The organism is Aeromonas sp. QDB03, assembly GCF_027707985.1.
GTDB lineage: Bacteria > Pseudomonadota > Gammaproteobacteria > Enterobacterales > Aeromonadaceae > Aeromonas > Aeromonas hydrophila.
This window is the reverse complement of the sequence record NZ_JAPCJG010000005.1, coordinates 97,139-116,020: the sequence shown is the minus strand read 5'-3', so window position 1 is coordinate 116,020 and position 18,882 is coordinate 97,139. Positions and strand designations below refer to the sequence as shown.

Annotated in this window: 19 protein-coding genes and 1 pseudogene; 19 read left to right on the top strand and 1 reads right to left on the bottom strand. The window is 59.5% G+C overall.

What is annotated here, in order from left to right:
• Positions 1–180: 180 nt before the first annotated feature.
• The 19 genes and pseudogenes from tapM (at position 181) to PG900_RS13905 (ending at position 18,186) form a co-directional block, all read left to right on the top strand.
• Complete coding sequence (tapM, locus tag PG900_RS13995; RefSeq protein ID WP_029299362.1) at positions 181–1,251, top strand: PilM family type IVa pilus assembly protein TapM; 1,071 nt, start codon at positions 181–183, stop codon at positions 1,249–1,251.
• Positions 1,239–1,817: a PilN family type IV pilus biogenesis protein TapN gene (gene tapN, locus PG900_RS13990; protein ID WP_270797816.1), complete on the top strand. Its 579-nt coding sequence runs from the start codon at positions 1,239–1,241 to the stop codon at positions 1,815–1,817. Before tapM ends, tapN begins: the two co-directional genes overlap by 13 nt.
• Positions 1,814–2,413 carry a PilO family type IV pilus biogenesis protein TapO gene (gene tapO / locus PG900_RS13985; RefSeq protein WP_270831645.1) on the top strand — a complete coding sequence of 200 codons (600 nt, stop codon included), beginning with the start codon at positions 1,814–1,816 and terminating at the stop codon, positions 2,411–2,413. Before tapN ends, tapO begins: the two co-directional genes overlap by 4 nt.
• On the top strand, positions 2,410–2,940 hold the full coding sequence (locus PG900_RS13980) for a pilus assembly protein PilP (protein ID WP_011706967.1): 531 nt from the start codon (positions 2,410–2,412) through the stop codon (positions 2,938–2,940). Before tapO ends, PG900_RS13980 begins: the two co-directional genes overlap by 4 nt.
• Before the next feature lie 14 nt (positions 2,941–2,954).
• A pseudogene (pilQ, locus tag PG900_RS13975) lies at positions 2,955–5,157 on the top strand (type IV pilus secretin PilQ).
• Between the two features lie 191 nt (positions 5,158–5,348).
• The gene (gene aroK, locus PG900_RS13970) at positions 5,349–5,867 is read left to right on the top strand and encodes a shikimate kinase AroK (protein ID WP_005298388.1); all 519 of its coding nucleotides are present in this window, start codon (positions 5,349–5,351) and stop codon (positions 5,865–5,867) included.
• A gap of 14 nt (positions 5,868–5,881) precedes the next feature.
• Positions 5,882–6,964 (top strand): 3-dehydroquinate synthase, encoded by a 1,083-nt coding sequence (aroB, locus tag PG900_RS13965; RefSeq protein ID WP_085735549.1) that lies wholly within the window; start codon positions 5,882–5,884, stop codon positions 6,962–6,964.
• Positions 6,954–8,561: an SPOR domain-containing protein gene (locus tag PG900_RS13960; protein WP_270831643.1), complete on the top strand. Its 1,608-nt coding sequence runs from the start codon at positions 6,954–6,956 to the stop codon at positions 8,559–8,561. The genes aroB and PG900_RS13960 overlap by 11 nt, the downstream gene beginning before the upstream one ends.
• Before the next feature lie 70 nt (positions 8,562–8,631).
• Positions 8,632–9,504, top strand: a complete 873-nt coding sequence (locus PG900_RS13955) for a Dam family site-specific DNA-(adenine-N6)-methyltransferase (RefSeq protein ID WP_011706963.1) — start codon at positions 8,632–8,634, stop codon at positions 9,502–9,504.
• 46 nt (positions 9,505–9,550) lie between these two features.
• The gene (locus tag PG900_RS13950; RefSeq protein ID WP_199796096.1) at positions 9,551–9,829 is read left to right on the top strand and encodes a hypothetical protein; all 279 of its coding nucleotides are present in this window, start codon (positions 9,551–9,553) and stop codon (positions 9,827–9,829) included.
• Positions 9,830–9,834: 5 nt separating this feature from the next.
• Complete coding sequence (gene rpe, locus PG900_RS13945) at positions 9,835–10,509, top strand: ribulose-phosphate 3-epimerase (protein WP_016351625.1); 675 nt, start codon at positions 9,835–9,837, stop codon at positions 10,507–10,509.
• Complete coding sequence (locus PG900_RS13940) at positions 10,496–11,164, top strand: phosphoglycolate phosphatase (protein ID WP_106553133.1); 669 nt, start codon at positions 10,496–10,498, stop codon at positions 11,162–11,164. Before rpe ends, PG900_RS13940 begins: the two co-directional genes overlap by 14 nt.
• A gap of 39 nt (positions 11,165–11,203) precedes the next feature.
• A complete protein-coding gene (trpS, locus tag PG900_RS13935) occupies positions 11,204–12,208 on the top strand; it encodes a tryptophan--tRNA ligase (protein WP_106553132.1) in 1,005 nt (334 codons plus the stop codon).
• Between the two features lie 123 nt (positions 12,209–12,331).
• Complete coding sequence (locus tag PG900_RS13930; RefSeq protein WP_011706959.1) at positions 12,332–12,547, top strand: hypothetical protein; 216 nt, start codon at positions 12,332–12,334, stop codon at positions 12,545–12,547.
• 20 nt (positions 12,548–12,567) lie between these two features.
• Positions 12,568–13,149 (top strand): aminodeoxychorismate synthase component II, encoded by a 582-nt coding sequence (locus tag PG900_RS13925; protein ID WP_029304205.1) that lies wholly within the window; start codon positions 12,568–12,570, stop codon positions 13,147–13,149.
• 277 nt (positions 13,150–13,426) lie between these two features.
• Positions 13,427–14,644 carry an aspartate aminotransferase family protein gene (locus tag PG900_RS13920; RefSeq protein WP_041218447.1) on the top strand — a complete coding sequence of 406 codons (1,218 nt, stop codon included), beginning with the start codon at positions 13,427–13,429 and terminating at the stop codon, positions 14,642–14,644.
• A 75-nt stretch (positions 14,645–14,719) separates the two neighbouring features.
• The gene (gene astA, locus PG900_RS13915; RefSeq protein WP_011706956.1) at positions 14,720–15,739 is read left to right on the top strand and encodes an arginine N-succinyltransferase; all 1,020 of its coding nucleotides are present in this window, start codon (positions 14,720–14,722) and stop codon (positions 15,737–15,739) included.
• A 70-nt stretch (positions 15,740–15,809) separates the two neighbouring features.
• A complete protein-coding gene (astD, locus tag PG900_RS13910) occupies positions 15,810–17,279 on the top strand; it encodes a succinylglutamate-semialdehyde dehydrogenase (protein WP_270831640.1) in 1,470 nt (489 codons plus the stop codon).
• Positions 17,280–17,388: 109 nt separating this feature from the next.
• Positions 17,389–18,186: a DUF1338 domain-containing protein gene (locus PG900_RS13905; RefSeq protein WP_011706954.1), complete on the top strand. Its 798-nt coding sequence runs from the start codon at positions 17,389–17,391 to the stop codon at positions 18,184–18,186.
• Between the two features lie 85 nt (positions 18,187–18,271).
• Here PG900_RS13905 and PG900_RS13900 read toward each other — a convergent pair whose 3' ends face one another.
• Positions 18,272–18,868 carry an HAD family hydrolase gene (locus PG900_RS13900; RefSeq protein WP_011706953.1) on the bottom strand — a complete coding sequence of 199 codons (597 nt, stop codon included), beginning with the start codon at positions 18,866–18,868 and terminating at the stop codon, positions 18,272–18,274.
• Between the last annotated feature and the right edge of the window lie 14 nt (positions 18,869–18,882).

Here is an 18,882-nt window from a genome sequence, read left to right as displayed (position 1 = left end):
AGGCGGGAGGTTAGCATTCTGTGGCTCAATAACCAAGGGGAGGCGAGGGGCAGCCGGAAAGCGAGTTGTATCACTTTTCGGCATAAACTTTATGACATTGATAGATAGAGCATTTAGGATGAGTTAAGTCATCATCTTCTGATTAGCTGTCCTACAATCAATCCTAAAACCCAATAACGCATGGATGTGTATATGTTTGGGCTATTCAACAAAGGTTCTCTGCTTCCTCTGGCGGGTATTGATTTTGGCAGCCAGACCATCAAGGCCGTGACCATTACCGGTCGTCCCGGCAAACTGCATCTCGAATCGGTGGCCGAAGTTGCCACTCCCAAAGGCACTCTGGTCGATTATCAGCTGCAGGATATCGAACGGGTCAGCCAGTCTCTCAAGGCCCTCAAGCGCCTCATCTCCGGCAGCAGCCAGTATGTTGCGACTGCCGTCACCGGTTCCAACGTTATCACCAAAGTCATTCAGGTGGATGCCGCGCTGGGTGAGAACGAGCTGGAGAATCAGGTTCAGCTCGAGGCCGAACAACTCATCCCCTTTCCCCTAGATGAAGTGAGCCTGGATTTTGAAATTCTGGGCAAGGTCAACGATCAGGAGCGCCGCGAAGTGTTGTTGAGTGCGGCCCGCACCGAGAGCGTGAGCGGGCGGGTGACCGCGCTGGCGGAAGCCGACATGACCACCAAGGTGGTGGATGTGGGCGCCCACGCACTGGGCCGCGCCGTGCTTGCCTGCCTGCCGGAGCTGCAGGAGTGGGAGAAACCGGTCGGCGTTATTGATATCGGAGCGAGCGCCATGACCTTTGCTGCACTGGTAAAGGGAGAGGTTATCTACTCACGCCTGCAAAACTTCGGTGGCGATCAATATAGTCAGGCGCTGGCCTCTTTCTACAACCTGTCGCTGGATGATGCCGAGCAAGCCAAGTTGCAAGGCAAGCTGCCGGTTGATCACGAACTGGATGTGTTGCTGCCCCATATGAATGCCCTGCTGCAGCAAGTCAGGCGGAACGTGCAGCTGTTTTGCAGCTCTTCCGGACACAGGGAGCTTTCCAGACTGGTGCTCACCGGCGGTGGAAGCCTGCTACCCGGGCTGGTGGCCCAGGTCGGCAACGAGTTGAACTGTGAGGTATTGCATCCTGATCCCTTTGCCCTGTTCGGCAAGCCGAAAGGGGAGGGGGCGGTCCACGGTGCCAAGTTCATGACGGCGCTGGGTCTGGCATTGAGGAGCTTCACGCCATGTCAAATATAAACCTCCTGCCCTGGCGTGAGGCCAGGGCCCAGCGGCAGAAAAAGCAATTCGGGGTCATGCTGGGCATCTTCATGGCCATCACGGCTTCACTCGGCTTTGCCGCCGACTGGCTGGTAGAGCAGCAGATAGGCCATCAGCAGCAGCGCAACCAGCGTTTGCAGCAGGAGATGACCATCCTCGATGCCCAGCTTGGTGAGATCCGCCTGCTCAAGGAGCGACGTAAGGAGCTGATCGATCGCATGCAATTGATCGAACACCTGCAGATGCGTCGCAATCTGCCGGTTCGTCTGTTCAACCAGTTGCCTTCGCTGGTTCCCAACGGGGTTTACCTCAATACGCTTGCCTTGCAGAACAACCAAATAGATGTGAATGGCAAGACCGAGGCCTATGGCAGGGTAGCCAGCATGATGCGTCGTATCGATGGCTCCGGCTGGCTGGGGCAGTCGCAGATCAGCACGATTTTTGCGGCCGATGTGGCGCCCGTTTCGCTCAGCCAGTTCTCCATGATGTTCCAGGTCGCGGGTGCGGCAGGTGCCACGGTCGATGTGGCTAAGGAGCAGCAATGAATCTACAACAGCTCAACGAACTGGATCTCAACAACATTGCCAGCTGGCCCAAGCTGGCCAAGGGGATTTTCATCCTGTTCTTCTGTGCCTTGCTGGGGGGAGCCATCTATTACTACGTGATTGCCAACTCACTGACCCTGTTGACCCAGGAAACCAACGAGGAGGCCGAACTCAAGGCGCAGTTCGAGAGCAAGGCGATGCTGGCAGCCAACCTCGGTGCCTACAAGACGCAGATGGTGCAGCTCGAACAGTTGGTTGATACCCAGCTCAAGCAGTTGCCGAATACTCACGAAGTGGCCGGATTGCTGGATGACATCAGTTTCATTGCTACCGACAATGGGCTCAAATTGAATCGCATCAATTGGGAGCCCGAGATCAAACACGAGTTCTCCACCGAGCTGCCCATGCGAATCGAAGTAGTGGGCACTTATCATGAGATAGGCAAGTTCACGGCCGACATGGCGGCCTTGCCGCGTATCGTCATCCTGGAATCGTTCACGCTGGGACAGGGCAAGGAGCAGGGTGACATGATTGCCATGTCGATGCTGGCCAAAACTTACAAATACAATGGCAAAACCGTGGGGCAGACCAAATGAAGCTACTCTGCGTGCTGTTGCCTGCCCTGTTGTTGACCGCCTGCGGTGGGCAGGACGACATGGACAACTATGTGGCCGCAACCAAGGCCAGAAAACCAGTACCCATCGAGCCTCTTCCCGAAATCAAACCCTTTTCCCCCATGGCTTATCACCTCAGCGATCAGCGCAGCCCCTTCATCGCCCCCCAGCCTGAAACCAGCAGTGCCAAGGTGGATGCCAAGGTGAAGCCGGATTGCGCCCAGATAGTGGCCAACAGGGAGAAAGAAGTACTGGAGCGCTATTCACTGGCCAGCCTGAGCATGCAGGGCTCACTTGGCAAGCAGGGACAGTTGTGGGCCTTGATCAGGACTCCTGATGGTCAATCCATCCGGGTGGGTCTCAATCAACACATGGGACTGGATCAAGGACGGGTGATCAGGATCACTGACACCTACGTGGATTTGATTGAGACTATACCGGATGGCAAAGGATGCTGGGTGACTCGAGAAACTCAGCTGGGCATGGCCAATCTTGAAGCAAAACGATAATCAGGGATGATGCGATGAAAACAACAATAGGTATGGTAGCCCGAGTTACCCTGCTGTTTTGCGCCGGAGCATGGAGCCAGGCCTGGGCTGTGGCAACCCTGCAGGAGGTCAAGGTCAATCCGCTGATGGCCGATCAGCTGTTGCTGGAGTTGAGTTTCAGTGAACCGGTCAGCGGATTTACCGATCGTCTCTCCTATGAACCCAACCAACTGCTGCTGCATGTGCCGGGGGCAGTGGGAGCACTCAACGTGAACCCCTTGCCCATCAAGCAGCAAGGGGTGGACAACCTCAAGGTTGAGGGCAAGGGGGCAGGTCTCGATATCAAGATCGCCCTCGATCAACTGACCCCCTATCAGGTGCATCAGCAGGGCAACAAGTTGTTGGTGGCACTGGGAGAAAAAAACAGCCATGCCGCTGCCAGCCACCACAGCATCCTCTGGACTGGTGGCCCCCCAGCCGACCTCGTCTGCACTTATCAATACCCAGCCGGCAGCCTCGTCCGCACTGATCAACAGTCAGCAGCTTGCTCGCCAGAGCGTTCCAGTGGCAGCGCCCGTGGCCAGCAAGCCGGTCTTGCCATCACCACAGACGGCGGCCAGCGGTGCCTACTTCAATTCCGTGAAAGGGGTCGATTTCAGGCGTGGCAAGGACGGGCAGGGGGAATTTCTGGTGACGCTGGATAACAGCTCCGCCGCCGTTGACGTCAGCAGCCGTGGCCAGACGGTGCTTGCCAAGTTTCACGGCACCCGGGTACCGGACGATTTGCTTAATCTGATCAACGTGCAGGATTTTGCTACCCCTGTCTCTCAGGTTGAGGTGTTCCGCCAGGGTAACGACACCTTGTTTGAACTCTCGGTCAACGGCCAGTTTGATTACCGTTACGATCAGGCGGACAAGATGTTCATCGTCGAGGTGAAAAAGCGCAGCGCGGCGACTGCCGGCAAGCAGTATCAGGGCAAACCCATCTCTCTCAATTTCCAGGATATCCCGGTGAGAACCGTGCTGCAGCTCATCGCGGATTTCAACAACCTCAATCTGGTGACCACGGATTCGGTGTCGGGCAACATCACCCTGCGGCTGGACGGGGTGCCCTGGGAGCAGGCACTCGACATCATCTTGAAGGTGCGGGGGCTCGACAAGCGGTTGGACAACAACATCCTGCTGGTCGCGCCAGCCGAAGAGATTGCCGCTCGCGAGAAACAGCAGCTGGAGAGCCGCAACCAGGTCGCCGATCTGGCACCGCTTTATACCGAGTATCTGCAAATCAACTATGCCAAGGCATCCGAAGTAGCGGCGCTGCTCTCGTCCGAGAGCACCAAGCTGCTCTCTTCCAAGGGGGCGGTGAGTGTTGATGAGCGGACCAACGTGCTGGTGGTCAAGGACACTGCCGACGTCATCAGCAACATCAAGCGCATGCTGGATATCCTGGATATTCCGGTCAAGCAGGTGGTGATCGAGGCGCGGATGGTGACCATTGATGACGGCTTTGACGAGGCGCTCGGGGTGCGTTGGGGGGTAACCAAGAATGACGGTCACGGCAACAGTACCTCGGGCACCATCGAGGGCAATGACGGCTCCGGCAACAACAATGGCGGCTCGACCATCACCCGACCTGGGGTGGACGATCGGCTGAACGTCAATCTGCCGGTGACCAACGCCGCCGGCACCCTGGCCTTCCAGGTGGCGCGGCTGGCGGATGGTACCTTGCTGGATCTCGAGCTGTCGGCCCTTGAGAAAGAGAGCAAGGCCGAGATCATTGCCAGTCCCCGGGTCACCACGGCCAACCAGAAGCCGGCGCTGATCGAACAGGGTACCGAGATCCCCTATGTGGAGTCCTCTTCCAGCGGGGCAACTTCGGTCACCTTCAAGAAGGCGGTGCTGAGCCTCAAGGTGACGCCGCAGATCACCCCCGACAACAGGGTGATCCTGGATTTGACCGTGACCCAGGATACCAAGGGTGAAACCGTGCCGACCGGTACCGGTGATGCCGTCTCCATCAACGCCCAGTCCATCACCACCCAGGTGCTGGTCAACAATGGCGAGACGTTAGTGCTTGGTGGCATCTATCAACAGACCATCAAGAGCGACGTCACCAAGGTGCCCCTGCTGGGTGACATCCCGGGTCTGGGGGTGTTGTTTCGCAAGACAACCAGCGAGAACAAAAAGCGCGAGCTGCTGATTTTCGTGACGCCGAAGATAGTCACCGACGCCTTCTGAAGACTTTACATGTGAAGGTAAAACACATATAACCTTACGCCCCAATGAGGCTGGGGCGTAAGGGCTGCGGTTGCCAGTCCTGATTTCTATTGAGATAATCCCCCTCCTGATCCATCGCAAGATAAGGTTCATAGGTACCCCGATCGAGAGTTTGTCGGGGTCGTACAGTTTGTAATTACTAACGAAAAGACATGGCTGAGAAACGCAATATTTTCCTGATAGGTCCCATGGGTGCGGGCAAGAGCACCATAGGTAGACATCTGGCAGAACAACTGCATATGGAGTTTTTCGACTCAGATCATGAGATTGAGCGCCGCAGTGGTGCCGATATCGGCTGGGTGTTCGATGTTGAAGGCGAAGAGGGTTTCCGGATCCGCGAAGAGAAGGTCATCGGTGACCTTTCCGAACAGCAGGGTATCGTGCTGGCGACGGGTGGCGGTGCCATCAAGAGCCGTGAAACACGCAACAAGCTCTCTGCTCGCGGCATCGTGGTGTACCTCGAAACCACCATTGAGAAGCAACTGGCACGTACGCAAAGAGATAAGCGTCGCCCCTTGCTGCAAACCGAAGAGCCGCCGCGCGAAGTACTCGAGCGTCTGGCACAAGAACGCAACGCCCTGTATGAAGAAGTGGCTGACTTTGTCATCCAGACTGATGACCAGAGCGCTAAAGTTGTTGCCAATCAAATCGTTAAGTTGATCGGCATGTAATATAGAGGACGTCCATGGAAAGGTTGAAGGTCGAACTGGGTGAACGCAGCTATCCCATCGAGATAGCCGCAGGTCTGTTGCAGCACGCAGAGGTGCTGACGCAAACCATCAAGGGCAAGCGGGTCATGATTGTGACCAACACAGTGGTTGCGCCCTTGTATCTTGAGCGGATTGTCCAGTTGCTGTCGGGCTATCAGGTTGAACACCTGATCCTGCCGGATGGTGAGGCCTACAAGACCCTGGCTACCTTTGAGCGGATCATGTCCGCTCTGCTGGAAACCAACCATGGTCGTGATACCACTCTGATTGCCCTGGGTGGCGGTGTGATAGGGGACGTTGTCGGCTTCGCTGCTGCAAGCTATCAACGTGGCATTCCGTTCATTCAAGTGCCTACCACACTGCTCTCCCAGGTTGATTCCTCCGTTGGTGGCAAGACCGCCGTCAACCACCCCCTCGGCAAGAACATGATCGGGGCCTTCTATCAGCCCAGACACGTCGTGATCGATACCGAGTGTCTCCAGACCCTGCCTGCCCGCGAATTTGCCGCCGGCATGGCCGAGGTGATCAAATACGGCATCATCTGGGATGTCGAATTCTTCTGCTGGCTCGAAGCCAACATGTCCCGTCTGCAGGCGCAGGAGCCGGCTGCGCTGGCCTACGCCATCCGCCGCTGCTGCGAGATCAAGGCCGATGTGGTTGGCCAGGACGAGACCGAACACGGTGTGCGTGCCCTGCTTAACCTGGGCCACACTTTTGGGCATGCCATTGAAGCCGAGAAGGGCTATGGCAACTGGCTGCACGGCGAAGCCGTGGCGGCAGGCACCATGCTGGCCGCCAATACCGCCCTGGCCCGTGGGGACGTGACCGAGCAACAGGTAGACCGTATCCGGGCCTTGCTGCTGGCGGCCAATCTGCCGGTGCAGGCGCCGTCAGAGATGGATTTTGCGGCCTTCATTCGTCACATGCGCCGCGACAAGAAGGTGCTGGAAGGCAAACTGCGTCTGGTGCTGCCGGTCGGCATAGGTCATGCCCAGGTGGTGGCTGATGTCTCCGATGCTGAACTGCTGGCGGTGATCGAGTCTGGTCGTGACGAATAAACTGCTGAAATTTCCCTCCCAGCGGCAGCTGGTTGACCGGCTGCTGCATCTGATTGAATTCAATCACCCTTTTATCTTTCTCTCCGGCAAACCCGGCAGTGGCCGTGGCACTTTGTGCGAATCCCTGCTGGGAGCGTTGCCGGAAAAAGTGCGGGTGGTCAGCCTGATCGGCAGTCCCGCCATGAAGATGGTGGACGTGCGCCAGCTGTTGCTGCCCCAGGTGGTGGCCCGGCCGTTGTTCAACCCGCAGGATGCGCTGGCAGACAGCTTTTTCCGCATGCTGGAAGGCAAACCCGCCACCCTGCTGCTGCTCATTGAGCGGGCCGACGAGCTGCCTGCCGAGCTGGTCGGCGAGCTGTGGAGCCTGTGTCGTCACAACGATACCCTGAAGATCCCCCATCAGTTGGCCATCGTGCTCTCCGGCAGTGACGTCTGGTGTCGCAATCAGAAGGCGCAGCTGAAAGGGCGGGCCATGCCCGCGCTGGAGCTGGAAGTCGCGCCGCTTGGTGCGCCCGAACAACGCATCTTCTTGTATGAGAAGGCCAAAGAGCTCAAGATCCCGACAGCCCTCTTGCCCAAGCCGAAAGTGGAAGAGATCCTGAAAGTGGCAAATGGACATCCGTCCACCATCATGCAGTTACTGGAGGATATCATGACCGACAGAAGGCCCAAGAAACGTCAGGCCGAGTTGCCCGTCAAGAAGATTGCGACCCTGCTGGCCCTGTTGGCCGGCGGTCTGCTGGCGCTGAGTTATCTGCTGCCGGCCCTGTTTGGCGGCGACAGCAAGAGTTCTGCCCCCGAGCCCACCCAAACCACGGCGTTGCCCATCCCCGTCTCGGGTGGCGATCCGCTGACCATCGGTGGCAGCAACACCAGCCAGAACGGTAGCCAGAGTGCGGCCAGTGATGGCGCCGCCAGCAATCCCGGCGGCGTGGTACGCGACTGGCAGCCGGATGCCAAGGTATTGCCCAAGGCGGTGGAGAGCGACACCGTGACCACCGAATCGACCAACTACGAAGGACGCCGGGTGGTGATCTCCGACGAGGTGGTCGAGAAGCTGATGAAGCAGCCCAACGTCAGCGGCGCACTGCCCACAGCGGTGGTGGATGAGCTGACTGGCGCCGATTCGCAAGCGGTGGCCACTCAGGTTGCTCCTGCCGAGCAGGCTGTCACACCCAATGCCACCGCTCAGACTGCCCAGCCGGCAAACACCGCCAAGGCCCAACCCACGCCAGCGGCCAGCAAGCCGGTGGCCAAGCCAGTCGCGGTTGAACCGGTAGCGGTACCTGCTCCCAAGGTGGCGCTGACCCCCGCTGCCACTCTGAACAAGAAGCCCAGAAACCACTACAGCATCCAGCTGATGGGTGCGAGCAACACCAAGGCGGTCGACAAGTTCGTGGCCGAAAATGGCCTGGCCGGCAAGATCTGGGTCTATCAGACCAAGTTCCGCGGCAGCCCCTGGTACGTGGTGCTGCAGGGGGACTACGCCAGCAGCAACCAGGCCAAGGCCGCCATTCGCAAGCTGTCGCCCGCCTTGCTGAAGGGTCAACCCTGGCCCAAGTCGTTTGCGCAGGTACAAAAAGAGTTGAAGCAATAGCCATTTTGACCGGGAAGGGGGTAGAATCGTCCCCCTTTTTTGGTCGATGCCTTCTTAACACCGGATTTCCATGAAAAAAACACGCGCTTTTTTAAAATGGGCCGGGGGAAAATACTCCCTGGTTGAAGAGATTGCCGAGCGTTTGCCGGCCGGGCGTGTGTTGCTGGAGCCCTTCGTCGGGGCCGGGTCCGTGTTTCTCAACACCGACTACGACGCCTATGTGCTCAATGACATCAATCCGGATCTGATCGGTCTTTACAATCATCTCAAGTTGACGCCGGATCGGTTCATCGCTGAATCGCGCAAGCTGTTCGTGACCGAGCACAACCACAAGGCGGCTTATTACCGGCTGCGCACCCAGTTCAACCAGACCGACACCAGCTTCGAGCGCGCCCTGCTGTTCCTGTTTCTGAATCGACACGGTTTCAACGGCCTGTGCCGGTACAACAAGAAGGGGGGCTTCAACGTCCCGTTCGGTTCCTACAAGAAGCCCTATTTCCCGGAAAAAGAGCTGTGGGCCTTCGCCGAGAAGGCGCAGAAGGCGACCTTCATCTGTGAAAGCTATGCCGATGCCATCCAGCGCGCGGAAGAGGATTGGGTCATCTATTGCGATCCCCCCTATGCGCCGCTCTCCACTACGGCGAGCTTCACCACCTATTCGGCTGGTGGTTTCACCCTGGACGATCAGGCCGTGCTGGCCAGGCTGGCCCGCCACACCGCGGCGCGTAAAGGGGTGCCCGTGCTCATCAGCAACCATGACATCGAGCTGACCCGCGAGCTTTATCGCGGCGCCCGCCTCGACGAAATCCTGGTCAAGCGCACCATCAGCCGCAACGGCGGCACCCGCAACAAGGTGGCCGAGTTGCTGGCGCTCTATCCGCCCGGCATCGAGCCGGAGCAGGGCTACTACCCGAGCGACGCCGAACTGGCGCCACTCGGCTGACACAGACGGCGCCTCGGGGTGCCGTTTTTTATGTCTGCTGCGGCCAATGATGGCGTTCGCTTTTTCCGTACCGCGTGCGGGCCGTTTTCAGTGCCTGTTTGCGGTGATGATGGCGTTCGCTTTTTCCGTATCGTGTGCAGGCCGTTTTCAGCGTCCGTTTGCGGCGATGATGGCGTTCGCTTTTTCCGTACCCTGTGCGGGTCGTTTTCAGCGTCCGTTTGCGGTGATGATGGCGTTTGCTTTTTCCGTACCGTGTGCGGGTCGTTTTCAGCGTCCGTTTACGGTAAAATTGCGCCGCTTTTTCTGCCACGCTGCCAATGGATGACGCTGATGAAAGACTTTCTGATTGCCCCCTCGATCCTCTCCGCCGACTTTGCCCGTCTGGGGGACGATGTCGCCAAGGTGCTGGCCGCCGGTGCCGACGTGGTCCATTTCGACGTGATGGACAACCATTATGTGCCCAACCTGACCATAGGCCCCATGGTCTGCCAGGCCCTGCGTGACTACGGTATCGAAGCCCCCATCGACGTGCACCTGATGGTCAAGCCGGTGGATCGCATCATTCCCGACTTTGCCAAGGCAGGTGCTTCCCTCATCACCTTCCATCCGGAAGCGTCCGACCACGTCGACCGCTCCCTGGGCCTCATCAAGGAGCAGGGCTGCCAGGCAGGTCTGGTGCTGAACCCGGCCACGCCGCTCACCTGCCTGGAGTACGTGATGGACAAGCTGGACGTGATCCTGCTGATGTCGGTCAACCCGGGCTTTGGTGGCCAGAGCTTCATCCCCGGCACCCTCGACAAGCTGCGCCAGGTGCGTCGCCTCATCGACGAGAGCGGCCGCGACATTCGCCTCGAGATCGACGGCGGGGTCAAGGTCGACAACATTCGTGAAATTGCCCAGGCTGGCGCCGACATGTTCGTGGCCGGCTCGGCCATCTTCAGTCGTCCGGACTACAAGGCGGTGATCGACGAGATGCGGGCGGAGCTCTCTCATGTCAAACGCTGAACGTGATTTTGACCTGGTGCTGTTCGATCTGGACGGCACCCTGATCGACAGCGCCCCGCAACTGGCGCTGGCGGTCAATCGTACGCTGACCGAACTCGGGCTGGCCGAGGCCGACGAGGCCGTGGTGCGGACCTGGGTTGGCAACGGTGCCGACAAGCTGATCCAGCGTGCGCTGGACTATCGCGCGGCACCCGAGCTGTTTGCCAGCGCCCGTCCGCTGTTTGACCGTCACTATCAGGCCTGCCTGCTGGAAGGGCTGGCCATGTATGACGGGGTCGAACAGAGCCTGCGTCGCCTGCAGGCGCTGGGTTACCAGCAGGCGATCGTGACCAACAAGCCGAGTCACTTCGTGCAGCCGATCCTCGATGCCCTCGGCATCAGCGACTGTTTCGCACTCTGGCTGGGGGGCAACTGCGTGCCTGTCAAGAAACCAAGCCCGGAGCCGCTGCTGCTGGCCTGCCACGAGCTGGGCGTCAGCCCGTCGCGCACCCTGATGGTGGGCGACTCCGAAAATGACGTGCTGGCCGCTCAGGCTGCCGGCATGAAGGTGGTGGGACTGACCTATGGCTACAACTACGGCCGTCCCATTGCAGATTCCCGCCCGGACTGGGTATGTGAACAGTTTGCCCAGCTCGACGTGCTGCTGGCCGAATAAGCTGGCCAGGCAGGCCGAATAACAAGGATCAACACTCTGATGACTAAACCTATCGTATTGAGCGGGGCCCAACCGTCGGGCCAGCTGACCATCGGCAACTACATGGGGGCCCTGCGTCAGTGGGTCAACTTGCAGGATGACTTCGACTGCCTTTACTGCATCGTCGATCTGCACGCCATCACCACCCGCCAGGATCCGGCTGCCCTGCGCAAGGCCTGCCTGGATGCCGCCGCCCTCTATCTGGCGGTCGGCATCGATCCGGCCAAGAGCACCGTGTTCATCCAGTCCCACGTACCGCAGCACGCCGAGCTTGGCTGGATCCTGAACTGCTACACCCAGATGGGCGAGCTGTCGCGTATGACCCAGTTCAAGGACAAGTCCGCCCGTTTCGAGAACAACGTCAACGTCGGCCTGTTCGGTTATCCGGTGCTGATGGCGGCCGACATCCTGCTCTATCAGGCCAATCAGGTGCCGGTGGGCAACGATCAGAAGCAGCATCTGGAGCTGACCCGCGACATCTGCACCCGCTTCAACAACCTCTACGGCGAGGTGTTCACCCTGCCTGAGCCCTTTATTCCGACCGAAGGCGCCCGGGTGATGAGCCTGCAGGATCCGACCAAGAAGATGTCCAAGTCGGACGACAACGAGGCCAACTTCATCGGCCTGCTGGAAGATCCCAAGCAGATCGTCAAGAAGATCAAGCGCGCGGTGACCGACTCCGACGAGCCGGCGGTGGTGCGTTTCGATCCGGAAAACAAGCCGGGGGTCTCCAACCTGCTGACCCTGATGTCCGGGGTGACCGGCCGCTCCATCCCCGAACTGGAGCAGCATTTCGAAGGCAAGATGTACGGTCATCTCAAGACCGAGACCGCCGAGGCCGTGGTTGCCCTGCTGGAGCCGATTCAGGCCCGTTTCCACGAGCTGCGTCAGGATGAGGCTCATCTGCAGGCCATTTTGGCGGCCGGTGCACAAAAGGCGCGGGAAAGGGCTGAAAAAACCCTGGCCAGCGTATATGATGTAGTCGGCTTCGTTCCTCGAGCCTGACATACTGGGAAGGTGTAGTAGAAGAGAGCTGGGTATTTGCCTGGCTTTCTTTGTTTTACCCGACCTGCTATTCGTTATTTCATCTTCCAATTTCAAACGCGGGCGTCTGCCCCAAGAGTTAGCATGTCTGTCGAATCAAATACCACGATTGAAGAGTTGGGTGACAAGGGTCACTGGCTGCGCAAGTTTCGCAAGGCCAAAAACCTCAATACCCTGCAACTGATGGTCTCCAATGCCATCGACAAGCACCACAAAACCCCTGCCATCGCCGCCGCCATCTATCTGGCCGAGTGCCAGCGCGAGCGTGAAATGGAACAGGGTCGCTATCTGGATCGTTAATTCTCTGCTCTGGTTGACCCATGCTGTTGTTGATCGATAACTACGACTCCTTTACCTGGAATCTGGTGCAATATTTTGGCGCCTTGGGACAGGAGGTAGTGGTGAAGCGCAATGACGAGCTGACGCTGGACGCCATTGCCCGGCTCTCTCCCCGTTATCTGGTGATCTCTCCCGGTCCCTGCACCCCCAATGAGGCGGGTATTTCGCTGGCGGCCATCTCCCGTTTTGCCGGCCAGCTCCCCATTCTCGGCGTCTGCCTCGGCCACCAGTCGCTGGCGCAGGCCTTCGGTGCCAGGGTGGTGCGCGCCCGTCAGGTGATGCACGGCAAGACCTCGCTCATTCGCCATCGCGGCGAGGGGGTATTCAAGGGGCTCAACGACCCGCTGCGGGTCACTCGTTACCATTCGCTCATCGTGGAGCGCGATACCTTGCCCGATTGCCTCGAGATCACCGCCTGGAGCGAGCATGCCGATGGCAGCCCGGACGAGATCATGGGACTGCGCCATAAGCAGTTGAATATAGAGGGTGTTCAGTTCCATCCGGAGAGCATTCTGAGCGAGCAGGGTCATCAGTTGCTGGCCAATTTTTTGGCTAATCCTTGAATAGTTGTGATCGGCCTCCCAGAATTGAAAGGAGGCCAAAAATATTTTCCCTGACACTTTATTCACCTCCCTCCCTGTCCAAATTATCTCTTGCCAACACCCCCTGAGCCGTTATGCAATGCGGTTGCCTAAAATCTCACGGGCAGTCGAACATTGTTCCCTGTAACGCGCTTTGTTGCAGACTTTTAGCTTTTTTTCTGTGACAATGCCGGTGTGTTTACATGGATTTAACTTTTGGGCGGTGGATTATTCTGTCGCCAGATCGAAGGAGAGCAATATGTCAGAGTTGTTGGCAGTGACACGTGAAGTGTTTGATGAAGTGATGGTTCCCAACTATGCGCCCGCCAAGATCATCCCGGTGCGTGGTGAAGGGTCACGTGTCTGGGATCAGGAAGGCCGTGAGTATGTGGATTTCGCCGGCGGGATCGCCGTCAATGGCCTGGGCCATTGCCATCCCAAGCTGGTCGAGGCCCTGAAAACCCAGGGCGAGAAGCTGTGGCACCTCTCCAACGTGATGACCAACGAGCCGGCCCTGCGCCTGGCCAAGAAGCTGGTCGCCGCCACCTTCGCCGACAAGGTCTATTTCTGCAACTCCGGTGCCGAAGCCAACGAAGCCGCCCTCAAGCTGGCCCGTCGCTACGCCATCGAGAAGTTCGGTGCCCACAAGACCCAGATCATCGCCTTCCACCAGGGCTTCCACGGTCGTACCTTCTTTACCGTCAGCGTGGGCGGCCAGGCTGCCTACTCCGATGGTTTCGGTCCCAAGCCCGCAGACATCACCCACGTGGCCTACAACGATCTGGCGGAGCTGGCAGCCGTCATCTCCGACAATACCTGCGCCGTGGTGATGGAGCCGCTGCAGGGCGAGGGCGGCATCATTCGTCCCACCGACGAGTTTGCCAAAGGGGTGCGCGAGCTGTGTGACAAGCACAACGCCCTGCTGATCTATGACGAAGTGCAATCCGGCGTCGGTCGTACCGGCGATCTGTTTGCCTACATGGGTCTGGGCGTCACGCCGGACATCCTCACCAGCGCCAAGGCGCTGGGCGGCGGCTTCCCCATCGGTGCCATGCTGACCACCACCGAGATCGCCTCCCACCTGAAAGTGGGCACTCACGGCTCCACCTACGGCGGCAACCCGCTGGCCTGCGCGGTGGCCGAGGCAGTGATCGACGTGGTCAACACCCCGGAAGTGCTCAATGGCATCAAGCAGCGCGAACAGCTGTTCCGCGAAGGGATCGAGGCCATCAACGCCAAGTACCACTGCTTCAGCGAAGTGCGCGGCAAGGGTCTGCTGCTGGGCGCCGTGCTGAACGACGACTACAAGGGACGCTCGCGCGACTTCCTGCTGGCCTCCATCGACCAGGGTCTGATGGCGCTGGTCGCCGGCACCAACGTGGTGCGTTTTGCGCCGTCCCTGGTTATTCCGGAAGCGGACATCAAGGAAGGGCTGGTACGGTTCGAAAAAGCGGTTGCCCAGGTGGTTAACGCCTGATCCAAATTGAGGTGGGGAGCCCTCCCGGCAGGAGCCGGGACCCCACCTGTCGTCAATGAAAGGGAGTTGTCATTTATGTTGGTTATCCGTCCCATCGAGCAAAAAGATTTTGCCGGTCTCAAGACCTGTGCCATCGAATCCGGCACCGGCATGACCTCGTTGCCTGTCAACGATGAACTGCTGCAGCGCAAGATAGACGCTTCCACCCAGACCTTTTCGGACAAGCCTGCGGGCAAGGGGGACTGCCTCTATTTCTTCGTCGCCGAGGATCTGGAGACCGGCGAAATGGTCGGTACCTGCGCCATCGATGCGGCCGTGGGCCTGTCCCAGCCGTTCTACAATTATCACATCGGCAAGGTGGTGCATTCTTCCCCCAAGCTCGGCATCTACAACGTCGTGGAAACCCTCACCCTCTCCAACGACTACACCGGCAATTCCGAGCTCTGCACCCTGTTTTTGCGCGAATGCGCCCGCGAGGGGCTCAACGGCCGTCTGCTCTCCAAGCACCGCTTTCTGTTCATGGCCGAACACCCCGAGCTGTTTGACGAGACCGTCTTCGCCGAGATGCGTGGCGTCTCCGATGCCGATGGTCACAGCCCCTTCTACGAGTGGCTGCAAAAGCATTTCTTCTCGATGGATTTTCCCACCGTCGACTATCTCACCGGCATCGGCAAGAAGCGCTTCATCGCCGAGCTGATGCCCAAGTACCCCATCTACGTCAATCTGCTGAGCAACGAGGCGCGCGCCGTCATCGGTCAGACCCACGAGAAGACCCGCCCAGCCATCAAGATGCTGCAGGACGAAGGATTCGTGAATCGCGGCTATGTCGACATCTTCGATGCCGGCCCCACCGTCGAGTGCGACGTGAAGAACATTCGCAGCGTGCGCCGCAGCCAGAAGCTGCGGGTGCTGGTGGGGGAGCCCATCGGTGGCAAGACCCATCTGGTCTGCAATACCCGCTACGAGCACTACCGCGCCTGTTACGGCAACATCCGGGTCGATCTGGACAAGCACGAAGCCATCATCCCGCCCAAGATGGCGGCCGCACTCAAGGTGCAGGATGGCGACATGGTGCGCGCCGTCGATCTCGATTGAGCCATATCAGCAGTAAAACCGCATATGAAACAGGCAGCCAAGGCTGCCTGCGAACCACAGGGAGTGAAGGATGAGCCAGTTAGTTCAGTTTATTGATGGTCAGTGGCTGGCCGGTGCAGGCAAGCCGTTCGAGTCAAAGGACCCGGCCAAGAATCAGGTGATCTGGCAAGGGGAGGCCGCCAGCGCCGCCCAGGTGGAGGCCGCCGTCAAGGCCGCCCGCCATGCCTTCTATCATTGGTCCGATCTGGCCCTCGACGATCGTCTGGCCATCGTGCGCCGCTATGCCGACCTGCTCGGCGAGCACAAGGAGGCGCTGGCGCTGACCATCGCCCGTGAAACCGGCAAGCCGCTGTGGGAGACCCGCACCGAAGTGGCCGCCATGCAGGGCAAGATCGCCATCTCCATCCGCGCCCATGACGAGCGTACCGGTACGGTGGAGAACCCCATGCCGGGCGCCAAGGCGTTCGTGCGCCACAAGCCCCACGGCGTCGTGGCCGTGTTCGGCCCCTACAACTTCCCGGGCCACCTGCCCAACGGCCATATCGTACCGGCGCTGATCGCCGGCAATACTGTGGTGTTCAAGCCTTCCGAGCTGACCCCCATGGTGGCCGAGGCCATGTTGAAGATCTGGCAGGAGGCGGGGCTGCCCAAGGGCGTGCTCAACCTGGTGCAGGGCGAGGTCGACACCGGCAAGGCACTGGCCGGCAATCCGGACATCGACGGCCTCTTCTTCACCGGCTCCTCCCGTACCGGCCACTTCCTGCATCAGCAGTTTGCCGGTCAACCTGGCAAGATCCTGGCCCTGGAGATGGGTGGCAACAACCCGCTGCTCGTGAAAGACGTGAGCGACATCGACGGCGCCGTCCATGCCATCGTGCAGTCCGCCTTCATTACCTCGGGCCAGCGCTGCACCTGCTCGCGTCGCCTGTTTGTCGAGCGCGGCGAGCGGGGCGATACCCTGGTCAAGCGCCTGGTAGAGGTGGTCAGCCAGATCAAGGTCGGCCTCTATGACGCCGCCGAGCAGCCGTTCATGGGCGCCATGATAAGCGAGAAGGCAGCGCTCGGCATGGTCGAGGCGCAAGCCAACCTGCAGCGCCTCGGTGGCGAGAGTCTGCTCTCCCTCAAGCATCTGGAAGCAGGCACCGGTTTCGTCTCCCCGGGCATCATAGACGTGACCGCAGTCAGCGCGCTGCCGGACGAAGAGTACTTCGGCCCGCTGCTGCAGCTCATTCGCTACGACGACTTCGATGCCGCCATCGAGAAGGCGAATGCCACCAGCTTCGGCCTCTCGGCCGGCCTGCTCGGTGACAACGAGGCGGACTGGAACCACTTCTTCAAGCGCATTCGCGCCGGCATCGTCAACTGGAACAAGCCCATCACCGGTGCCTCCAGTGCCGCGCCGTTCGGTGGCATCGGTGCCTCCGGCAACCACAGGGCGAGCGCCTACTACGCCGCCGACTACTGTGCGTATCCGGTGGCTTCCGTCGAAGACAGCAAGGCCGCCATGCCGGATCAGCTGTCTCCCGGCCTGAGGTTCTAAGCAAGGCAAAGGTGGGCGCTTTCTGTGTTGGAGCCAGCGCCTGACCACGACAATAAAAGGGGCACTGAACAGGTGCCCTTGTCTGTACCCGCAATCAAAGGAAAGAGAGATGCAAAAGGATATCGACACCCTGTTCGGTCATTTGTGGGATAACTACATTCAAGTCACCCCGAGTGCCCACAAGGTTCATCAACTGCTGGGGGGCGGCGAGCCCATCGTCAACGACCACGTGGCGTTTCGCACCTACAACCTGCCCAAGCTGGGGCTGGAGAAACTGGCCGCCCACTTCCTGGCGCTCGGCTACGAGCAGAAGGGCGAGTACGTGTTCAAGGCCAAGAAGCTCTACGCCAAGCACTTCGAGCATAAAGATCCGGACGCGCCCAAGGTGTTCATCAGCGAGCTGAAGGTGGAAGAGCTCTCCGATGCGGCCCAGGCCATCATCCACAAGCTGGCGGCTCAGGTGCCCGATCATCTGACCGACACCCAGGCCTTCCTCTATGCCGGCGCACCCTGGCAGGTATCCTGGGCCGATTACCAGACCCTGCTGGCGGAGAGCGAGTATGCGGCCTGGATGGCGGCCTGGGGTTATCGTGCCAACCACTTCACCGTCAACATCAACCGCCTGAAGGACTTCGACACCATCCAACAGGTCAACGCCGCCCTCAAGGCCGCGGGCTTCGTGCTCAATGGCGTGGGTGGCGAGGTGAAAGGGGACCCGCAGGTGATGCTGGAGCAATCGTCCACCATGGCCGACAAGGCGGACGTGGCCTTCACCGACGGCGTGCGAACCATCCCGAGCTGCTTCTACGAATTCGCCCTGCGCTACCCGCAGGCCGACGGCGTGCTCTACCCGGGCTTCGTCGAAGCCTCGGCCGACAAGATCTTCGAATCCACCAACGCCATGTAAGGCGGGGCCGGGTTATCCCGGCACTGCTGCATGCAAAGCGCCTCCTTTGTGGAGGCGTTTTCATTGGTGGCAGGGGCATTGTGGCCTAGCGCTGGTAGAGCTCCCCCTCCAGTGCCAGCACCGTCTCCATCCCGGCGGCGCGGCCGGCCTGCAGGCCGATCTGGGTATCTTCGAACACCAGGCAGTTGGCGGGATTGGCGCCGAGCAACTCGGCCACTTTCAGGAAGGTGTCGGGGTGGGGCTTGTGGTTGTCGATGTCATCGGCACTGACCAGTACGGGAATATAGGCATCCAGACCGGTGTTTTTCAGGATGTGCAGGGCGTGCTCGCGCGATGAGCCCGTTCCTATGCCCATCGGAACCTTGCCGTGGCAGCGCTTGACCAGCTCCCACATGGCGGGAAACACGCTGACCTTGTCGATATGCTCAAGATAGAGCGCCACCTTGCGCCGGGTGAAGGCGTCCACATCGATATCCAGCCCATGCTGCTCGGCCAGGATGGCGACTATCTTGCGGGTGGGAATGCCGCCGAATTCATTGAGCTGGGCACGATCGAAGGGCAGGCCGAACTCGGCGCTGGTCTCCTCCCAGGCATCCAGATGCAGGGGCATGGAGTCGACCAGGGTGCCGTCCATATCGAAAATCAGGGCATCGTATTGCTCAAACCGGAACTGCTCGGACATGGGGCTGCTTCCTC

What these genes read in the sequence shown, in the direction of transcription:
- PG900_RS13905 (WP_011706954.1), top strand. Translation starts at nt 17,389, where the DNA reads ATGCAAAAGGATATCGACACCCTGTTCGGTCATTTGTGGGATAACTAC.
- PG900_RS13955 (WP_011706963.1), top strand. Translation starts at nt 8,632, where the DNA reads ATGAAAAAAACACGCGCTTTTTTAAAATGGGCCGGGGGAAAATACTCC.
- PG900_RS13930 (WP_011706959.1), top strand. Translation starts at nt 12,332, where the DNA reads ATGTCTGTCGAATCAAATACCACGATTGAAGAGTTGGGTGACAAGGGT.
- astA (WP_011706956.1), top strand. Translation starts at nt 14,720, where the DNA reads ATGTTGGTTATCCGTCCCATCGAGCAAAAAGATTTTGCCGGTCTCAAG.
- aroK (WP_005298388.1), top strand. Translation starts at nt 5,349, where the DNA reads ATGGCTGAGAAACGCAATATTTTCCTGATAGGTCCCATGGGTGCGGGC.
- aroB (WP_085735549.1), top strand. Translation starts at nt 5,882, where the DNA reads ATGGAAAGGTTGAAGGTCGAACTGGGTGAACGCAGCTATCCCATCGAG.
- PG900_RS13925 (WP_029304205.1), top strand. Translation starts at nt 12,568, where the DNA reads ATGCTGTTGTTGATCGATAACTACGACTCCTTTACCTGGAATCTGGTG.
- rpe (WP_016351625.1), top strand. Translation starts at nt 9,835, where the DNA reads ATGAAAGACTTTCTGATTGCCCCCTCGATCCTCTCCGCCGACTTTGCC.
- trpS (WP_106553132.1), top strand. Translation starts at nt 11,204, where the DNA reads ATGACTAAACCTATCGTATTGAGCGGGGCCCAACCGTCGGGCCAGCTG.
- PG900_RS13950 (WP_199796096.1), top strand. Translation starts at nt 9,551, where the DNA reads ATGATGGCGTTCGCTTTTTCCGTACCGCGTGCGGGCCGTTTTCAGTGC.
- tapM (WP_029299362.1), top strand. Translation starts at nt 181, where the DNA reads ATGGATGTGTATATGTTTGGGCTATTCAACAAAGGTTCTCTGCTTCCT.
- tapO (WP_270831645.1), top strand. Translation starts at nt 1,814, where the DNA reads ATGAATCTACAACAGCTCAACGAACTGGATCTCAACAACATTGCCAGC.
- PG900_RS13900 (WP_011706953.1), bottom strand. Translation starts at nt 18,868, where the DNA reads ATGTCCGAGCAGTTCCGGTTTGAGCAATACGATGCCCTGATTTTCGAT.
- astD (WP_270831640.1), top strand. Translation starts at nt 15,810, where the DNA reads ATGAGCCAGTTAGTTCAGTTTATTGATGGTCAGTGGCTGGCCGGTGCA.
- tapN (WP_270797816.1), top strand. Translation starts at nt 1,239, where the DNA reads ATGTCAAATATAAACCTCCTGCCCTGGCGTGAGGCCAGGGCCCAGCGG.
- PG900_RS13940 (WP_106553133.1), top strand. Translation starts at nt 10,496, where the DNA reads ATGTCAAACGCTGAACGTGATTTTGACCTGGTGCTGTTCGATCTGGAC.
- PG900_RS13920 (WP_041218447.1), top strand. Translation starts at nt 13,427, where the DNA reads ATGTCAGAGTTGTTGGCAGTGACACGTGAAGTGTTTGATGAAGTGATG.
- PG900_RS13980 (WP_011706967.1), top strand. Translation starts at nt 2,410, where the DNA reads ATGAAGCTACTCTGCGTGCTGTTGCCTGCCCTGTTGTTGACCGCCTGC.